Raw genomic sequence first — 7,105 nt, 5'->3', positions numbered from 1 at the left:
GTTGAACGCCTTCGACATCACCTTCGACGGCCGACTCTCCGCAGCCCGCCAGTAACCCTCAACAACCCGAGTTACACCGCTCGTTTGACAGACCCCGGCGGCGTCGATATGGAAGCAGAAACCGCCGAACTCTTGCGGAATCTGCTGCCCCGCCCCGTGACTCGCGCTCGCTGACAAACCTCATGAGGTGGGTGCGATGGGGTGGCGGCCGAGGAGACTGCGGGGCTGTTCGAGGCAGGCGTTGATTCGTGAACGGGCGACTGACCATTTACAACTGCACGAGAGCTAAGGACGTTCTTATGGCAACGATGAGCAGGACAAGGCTGCGCTGGGCTTCGGCATGGGGGGTTGGCAGCTTCGCCATTCTCACGCTGTCTCTGGCGGCTTGCGGCATCACCGACGACGCCGGGCCGGAGGGGAACGGCGGGGCTGAGTACAGCGCCCGCCCCAGAACCACGGCCGCCCCTACGTCCCAAGCACCGTCCGACTGGACCGAGCCCTCGCGGTGGGCAGCTCTGCCCCGCAACGAGCGGGTGGATACGCGCGGCAACCAGGTGGGCTTCCCGCAGAGCACCGAGGGCGCCGTCGCGATGCTGGCCGCGGCGAGCAACACCACGGTCGAGGCAGGCCGCACCGCGGTGGACGTGCAGCTGGGCATCTACGAGTCCTACATGGCCCAGTCCGACCACAGTGACGTCAACGCCGAGCGGATCGAGCTCCAGGCGATCCAGACGGACAAGAAGATTCGCACAGACATGGGCCTGCCCGCCGGAAGCGCCCTTCCGGACGGGGCCTACGTACGTAGCCACGTGATCGGCTTCCAGGTCGTGAAGGAGTCGGGGAGCGAGGTGAGCGCCTGGCTGCTGTCGCGCGCGACCACGAAGCCGGGGGAGACAGCGAAGGAGCGCGGCACCTACACGCGGTCACTGGTTGCCGCGATCTGGGAGGACAACGACTGGAAGCTGTCGTCCGCCGCCACGCAGCGTGCGTACCAACAGGCGGGCAGCAACGAGAAGCCACCGATCGTTGCCCCAGGTGACGAGTCCTTCAACCGTGGCGGTTGGACAGCCATCCGCGAGGCGTCGTAGGCGCAGACGACAACGCGGCGTGGGCCGGCCGCTACCGGGCTCTGGGCGAGGCCGGGATGACGGACCTCTCCTCCCGCCCGCACAACGCCGCATCATCAAGGCCCGCGTCCTGCGCCGCTGGGGCCCGGCCCGCATCGTCTGCTTGGCCTCGAGGCAGAAACCGCCGAACTCTTGCGGAATCTGCTGCCCCGCCCCGTGACTCGCGCTCGGTGATCTAGACGGTTTCCAGCGTTCGCGGAGCTGGCGAAAGCGGCCCAGCCATGCCCCAGTCCGCTCGATGGGCGGTCGTGCCGACGGAGGCGGTTCGGCAGAGTTGATACTGCGATGGGCGATACGGACCATGGCCTTTGTCGCCCCAGGTAGCAGCGGACTCGGGGGTGGGGCTATATCTCCGTGCAGTTTTCGCGCTTCCGCAGCACTCCGGCCTGGCTGGCGTCACCCCTGCTCAATGGCGCGGAAGCGCCGTGACTGACGATAACCCCGCGAAGTTTCCTGCATCTGGCGAGAGGCGTCGTGAGCTCCTAGAGGTGCGGCACCGCCCCGGATCCACACGGTCGGGCTGCACTGCCGGGCATACCCGGCAGCAGACCTCACGAAAGGGACCACGTACGTGAACACCAACGTCGACGGAGGCGCCGGCCCGCGCTTGTCCATGCTGCTCTTGGTGACGGTTGCGGCCGTCGCAGCCGCGCAGAGCGAGGCATGGGCGAGTGCGATTGGAACCGCCGTTGCCCTGTACTCCGTCCTGACCGTCGGCAGCCAGGACCGGAGGAATTGACCATGGCCCGCACGAAGCCGTCCACCGCCCACCTTGCCTTGGTCCGAGCCCTCAAGGAACACGGGCTCAAGGCCAGCCCGACGCAAGTGGAGCGCTGGCAACAAAACAGCTGGCTTCCCAGGCCCTCGGGCTGGTTCGAGCCTGACTCCTCCACCATCCAGCCCCACATCCTGCGTCGGGCTCTGCACTTGGCGATCACCGCGAGGCAGAGCCGCGGCATGGGGTGGATCGGGTGGCACTTGTGGGCAGCCGATGCCACCCCTGACAGCGCCCAGCGGCTGCGGTCGGCCCTGATCGTGAGTCTGGAGCGGCCGCTGGCGCGAGCGGGCGTCGACAAGATCCCCACCGGGAACTCCGACCGGGCGTTCAAGGCCAGACAGGCCGCGGCCACGAGAATGCTGAGGAATCGACGTTTGCCGCGGCGGGACCTGGACGAGACTCTGCGCGCTCACGCTGCCGAAGCCGGGCTCGAACTACCCCGCTCGCCGGGCGCTCTTCCGAACGTCTTCCACCCGGCCCTGATGGCCCCCGGCGCCCGGATGCTGCTCGGCGGTGCCGCCGACCTTGGGATCGAGGAGTTGCTGGCAGCCCTGAAACAGGCCATGCCAAACCACACCGAGGTGATTGAGCACATCCGTGAGGAGCACCGAGAGGCTGAGCTCGCTGGGACCGATCTGCTGGCACAGTCCCCGTGGGCTCAGACCGCGTTTGAGATCTGCTCGTAGGACAATCGACCGGTGACGCACCCCTTGAATCGTGACCGCTCGCTGGAAGAGCTTGAACGCGCCCGCTGGCCAGCCCCGTCAGCCGACGACACCCGTCTTGTCACTACTGCACACGCCTTGCGGCGTCGGCCGCTCGGTGAACTGACCGTCGAGGACTTGCGCTTGTTGATCGGGCAGGGCATGGGCCTGCCCTACCTCCTGCCACTGGCTCTGGAGGTACTTCGGGAGAACCCGATGGCAGAGGGACACATGTACGAAGGTGATCTGCTGTCCGCGGTCCTCGCCAGGAACCCCTCGGTCTGGGACGAATTTCCCGACCTCGGCAGAGAGCTTCGCGTGATCGTCTCGAAGTTGACTGGCCTGCCCCCTGACCTGCAACGGAAGGTTGAGCTCTTCCTGGCTCCATAAGCGCCGACGCGGGACGTTCCCCCTCGAGGCGAAGGTCGGCGTGCAACTACGAAACGTCTCGCAGGAGCATGCGCGGGCCCGGACGCGTCGCCGGTCGGCCACGGGCGAGCCGACGGACCATGATGCCGATCATCGCCCATCGGATCATGGTCTCTGAGCGGGCCGGGCTGGTCTCGTAGTCACGTGCGAGGCGGCGGTGGGCGGTAAGCCACGAGAAAGTGCGCTCGACCGCCCATCTCTTGGGCTGAACCTGGAATCCGCGCTGGTCCGGGGCCTTGCGCACGATCTCCAACTCACGGCCGAGAATCGTCCGTGACCACTCCACGAGGCGGCCGGCGAAGCCCTGGTCCGCCCAGATCCTCTGCACGCCCGGATGATCCAGGCGAGTCCACAGCAACGAACGCTTCGCGCCGTCGCGGTCCTGGATGTTCGCCGCGACCACGTGAACAGCCAGCAGCAGGCCCAGGGTGTCCGTGACGATGAACCGCTTGCGGCCCTTCACCTTCTTGCCCGCGTCGAAGCCTCGGGTGCAGACAGGGACCGTATCGGCCGTGCGCACGGATTGGGAGTCGATCAGCCCGGCGCTCGGCTCCGCGTTACGGCCGTCAGCCTCACGGACCCGGCCGCGCAACGTGTCGTGGACCTGCTCGACGGTGCCGTCGTCGTGCCACCAAGTGAAGTACCAGTACACAGTCGGCCAGGGCGGGAAGTCCTTCGGCAGCTGGCGCCAGGCGCACCCGGTCCGCACCACATAGAAGATCGCGTCCACGATCCGCCGACGTGGGTGCTTCTCCCGCCGGCCGCCCTTCGGCCCGACCCTCGCCGCCGGCAGCAACGGCTCGACCAGAGCCCACTGCTCATCCGTCAGATCCGACGGATACCCACCCCTAGAGCCACTCACGCAAGGCTCAACGACCCCTCCCACACCGGGACACGACAGATCTCAAACGCGGTCTCAGGGCATTGCCGGCATGGTGCGCACCGTCGAGACGGCCGACGACCGGGACCTATGCCACGCCGTGCACACCTGCACGTTGGCGACCGGCGCTCTTCACGACCTGCTGCGGCGCTCCTCGGCCGATCCGGAGATCCTCGCCTTGCTGACCGCAGATGTGATGTGGCGGCAGTGGGCCGTGTGTGGCGGTATCACACCAGAGGGGGCACCCGGCTTGGCCGCCGTCGCCCTCAACACGCTCCAGTACCTGACCGAGTCTGACTGCGCCGCGGAATTGGGTCGCTACATGTCCCTCATGCTCGCCTTGGACGTCGCCTACCCGGCGCACCGGGGAACTCTCGGAGCGGGAGTGGAGGCATGAGGGCGACGAGCCGGCCGGCGGGTCGCCGACGCCGCCTCATACTCAGAGCTGACCACTGACCCAGCACGACCGGGCCTGCGGTGCTCCTCCGTCCTTCCCGAGCTGCAACCAAGTGGTCGTACCGGCGAGGAGTGATCGCCGGTACGACTTGTAGATGATGCCAAAGGTCGTCACCATTCGCGTGTTCAGGTGCGGCCGATGATGCGCACGCAGGCGGTAGGGGGCGCTTCCTGGTACCCCACCGCCCCGCTGTCACGGCGATTAGCTGGTGGTCGTTGTCGCAGCCGGAGGCAAACCCGGGCGTGACTGTATAGGTCAGGCCTCACCCTCCAGAGCCCGCCGGGAACGAAGCCGCTCACCAGTTGCTCGGTGCTCTTCGAAGCGCTCGCGTCGTTCCTCCGTAGGGAAGAGCATCGGCAGCCCGACGTCCAGGAGGAAGTCGGGACAGCGGCCGGCCAGCGGAAGCGGGTCGAAGACAGCCAGCAGGTTCCCGTGGTCGTTGACGAGCGGGATGCCGCTGGAGTAGCGACTGTCTCCCACACTCCAGCCGACAGTCACGCGGGTGAGGAACATGTCGGCTGCCTGAGCAATGGCTTGCTCGATCCCGGGCAGCCGGGCGGAGTGCCGGGCCAGGGCCGCCCGGTCGGGATCGGCTCGTGCCGCGAATTCTGCGAGCGCGGCCTCCTGCCGTGCGTACCCCCGCTCCTCGGCACGTTCCTGCTCCTCCTGTGCCGTGCACTGCTTCTTTTCCTCATCTCCCAGCTTCTTGGCCTCCGCGAGTACGCACTTGGGATGGGCCCATAGCAGCGTCATGGGCCGGTTCACGTGATGATGCGGGGTGCGTGGATAGTGCGAGACGAACCGTGAGGTGAGGGCCCTGCCGACGAACTCGGAGAGCGGTATGGACGGCTCGGGGGCCCAGTAGGCGCCGGTGAACCGGGCCATGGGCTCGACAGCGACCAGGCCCTCGCCCTGCCGAGTCAGCCGCACCGAGGGAACGGCGCCCAGCCAGGGAATCCGGGTGCGGTCACTGAACCAGTAGGCCCGTACGCCGTCAGCCCCCATCCGCTCCGTACGGGCACGAATCTCGACGGGGGTGATGGTCGCAAGCTGCGCCTCCAGGGCGACACGCCGGTTTTTGGCAGTGGAGGCGAGGACGTCCGCCCGCCAACGACCGTCCGGCCCACTCACCTCCAACTCGGCCATCCATCCGGCCGCGCGGGCCGCCTGAGCAAGCTCTAGCTTGAGCAGGTGGTGGGCCATGGATTCCTCCGCCAGCGTGCACGTCGGAGCCATAGGCGCATGGGCGAAGAACCGCAGGCCCAGGGGCGACACCTTGGCGTGCATCTCGTGGCCGCACTCCGGGCATGCCAGGCGGGCTGGCGGCCGCACCCGGTGGACCGCACTCCAGTCCCAGCCGCAGCCGAGATCCGGCAGAGAGGCGTCCAGGCGGCCCCGCTCCACGTGTACGGCAGTGAAGCTCACAGTGCTCCCCCCACGTCATAGCGTCGTCCGTCCATCATCTTGACCGGGTCTGACACGCCAATAGGGCGATCCGCAGATCACCTGACCTGAGTTGGGTGAAGTGCCGTCGCCCGCCTGACAATTCGTGCGGCGGGGTGGTCGCTTTACCCCGCTGCTACGCGTCGGCGGCGCCGTTGCGCTTCTGGGCACGGCGCACGATGCGAAGCATGAGGTCGGCGGTCTGGATGATCTCGGCTGCTTCCATCGGGTCGTCGAAGTGCACCGTGCGGTGACCCACCGGGTTGCGGAAGGCCCCGAAGGCGCCAGCGAAGAAGCTCATCATGCCGACCTGCTCACCGCGCTCGCTCTCGGTGTCGGTCAGCGGGCCTTTCTCGGGTTGGAAGGCTTGCTGCATCAGCGCGGTGCCTGTGAACCCGTTGGCCAGGCCGGAGGCGTCGCGTACAGCTACCTCGACGGCCTTCATGGCGGCGAAGCAAGCGGTCTCATAGTCCCCGAGGTTGAAGTAGGTGCGGGCTTTGGTGAGCGCCTGGTCCAAGGGGCCGGCCAAACGCTCGGCACCGTGCAGCTCCAGGAGCGCGGCCGGGTCCTGGGCCAGGGCGCGGCCTTCGGTGGTGACCCTGCTCCAGTTCTGATCCTGGGTCGGATTCGGTCCGATCAGACCCTTCGAAACGAGCCACGCCCACGCGTCGGCGATTCGTTGCAGGAGCCGGTCGAGATCGGGTTCCGCGGGGTTGCCGCCGTACCCGCCTCCGAAGGAGCTCTGGAAGCCGCGGAGGACGTTGTTGGAGTTGATGTTCGCGTTCTCGGCGAGCGAGGCGAGCAGGTGCAACCCGAGCTCGGGCGTGGGGAGTGTGCGGATCAGTTCGGGCACGAGGGGACCGGATATGCGTGCAGAAGTCACGGCCGGAACGCTAGCAGCGGTCGAGCGGCGCATCCGCTGATCGGTGGGAAGAGGAAACGGGTGGTCTCGTACGCCGCGGCCAGCTCGCCCGCGACGTCGGCCGCGGCCTGGACCTGCTAGAGCAGCCGTTCCCACGCCCCGTCGGCCGACCACAATCGGTGCCGTTCATAGACCATCTTTTACGGCCCGAAACGATCCGGCAGGTCACGCCACTGCACCCCGGTCCGAACCCGGTGCAGAATCCGGTCGATCACCTGCCGGTGGTCCCGCCACCGGCCACAACGCCCGTCTGACCGACAGGAACGGCCGCGGGTCTGTCAAACGAGCGGTGTAACTCGGGTTGTTGAGGGTTACTGGCGGGCTGCGGAGAGTCGGCCGTCGAAGGTGATGTCGAAGGCGTTCAA

Annotated in this window: 8 protein-coding genes and 2 pseudogenes; 6 read left to right on the top strand and 4 right to left on the bottom strand. The window is 67.4% G+C overall.

Annotated elements, in window-relative coordinates:
- The first annotated feature begins 308 nt into the window (after positions 1-308).
- The 5 genes and pseudogenes from ABZ371_RS26625 (at position 309) to ABZ371_RS26605 (ending at position 2,999) form a co-directional block, all read left to right on the top strand.
- On the top strand, positions 309-1,088 hold the full coding sequence (locus ABZ371_RS26625) for a hypothetical protein (RefSeq protein WP_358684076.1): 780 nt from the start codon (positions 309-311) through the stop codon (positions 1,086-1,088).
- Between the two features lie 20 nt (positions 1,089-1,108).
- Positions 1,109-1,238 (top strand): annotated as a pseudogene (locus ABZ371_RS26620) (IS481 family transposase); the annotation flags it as partial.
- A gap of 460 nt (positions 1,239-1,698) precedes the next feature.
- Positions 1,699-1,866: a hypothetical protein gene (locus ABZ371_RS26615; protein ID WP_358684074.1), complete on the top strand. Its 168-nt coding sequence runs from the start codon at positions 1,699-1,701 to the stop codon at positions 1,864-1,866.
- Positions 1,867-1,868: 2 nt separating this feature from the next.
- Complete coding sequence (locus ABZ371_RS26610) at positions 1,869-2,591, top strand: hypothetical protein (RefSeq protein WP_358684072.1); 723 nt, start codon at positions 1,869-1,871, stop codon at positions 2,589-2,591.
- Between the two features lie 12 nt (positions 2,592-2,603).
- Positions 2,604-2,999 (top strand): contact-dependent growth inhibition system immunity protein, encoded by a 396-nt coding sequence (locus ABZ371_RS26605; protein ID WP_358684070.1) that lies wholly within the window; start codon positions 2,604-2,606, stop codon positions 2,997-2,999.
- Positions 3,000-3,045: 46 nt separating this feature from the next.
- Here the strand turns inward: ABZ371_RS26605 and ABZ371_RS26600 are convergent, their stop codons facing one another.
- Positions 3,046-3,900, bottom strand: coding sequence for an IS5 family transposase (locus tag ABZ371_RS26600; protein WP_358684068.1), 855 nt, complete (start codon positions 3,898-3,900; stop codon positions 3,046-3,048).
- A 70-nt stretch (positions 3,901-3,970) separates the two neighbouring features.
- On the opposite strand from ABZ371_RS26600, the gene ABZ371_RS26595 reads away from it, so the two are divergent.
- Positions 3,971-4,315, top strand: coding sequence for a hypothetical protein (locus ABZ371_RS26595; RefSeq protein ID WP_358684066.1), 345 nt, complete (start codon positions 3,971-3,973; stop codon positions 4,313-4,315).
- A 315-nt stretch (positions 4,316-4,630) separates the two neighbouring features.
- Here the strand turns inward: ABZ371_RS26595 and ABZ371_RS26590 are convergent, their stop codons facing one another.
- From ABZ371_RS26590 to ABZ371_RS26580, 3 genes and pseudogenes are all read right to left on the bottom strand, one after another.
- Positions 4,631-5,800, bottom strand: a complete 1,170-nt coding sequence (locus ABZ371_RS26590) for a competence protein CoiA family protein (protein ID WP_358684064.1) — start codon at positions 5,798-5,800, stop codon at positions 4,631-4,633.
- 154 nt (positions 5,801-5,954) lie between these two features.
- Positions 5,955-6,701 carry a TIGR02391 family protein gene (locus ABZ371_RS26585; protein WP_358684062.1) on the bottom strand — a complete coding sequence of 249 codons (747 nt, stop codon included), beginning with the start codon at positions 6,699-6,701 and terminating at the stop codon, positions 5,955-5,957.
- Between the two features lie 119 nt (positions 6,702-6,820).
- Positions 6,821-6,988 (bottom strand): annotated as a pseudogene (locus ABZ371_RS26580) (transposase); the annotation flags it as partial.
- Positions 6,989-7,105: the final 117 nt, after the last annotated feature.

Origin of the sequence: Streptomyces sp. NPDC005899 (assembly GCF_040629645.1) — a bacterium.
Taxonomy (GTDB): domain Bacteria; phylum Actinomycetota; class Actinomycetes; order Streptomycetales; family Streptomycetaceae; genus Streptomyces.
Note: the sequence above shows the minus strand (reverse complement) of the source record. Positions and strands in the feature narration are given on the sequence as shown.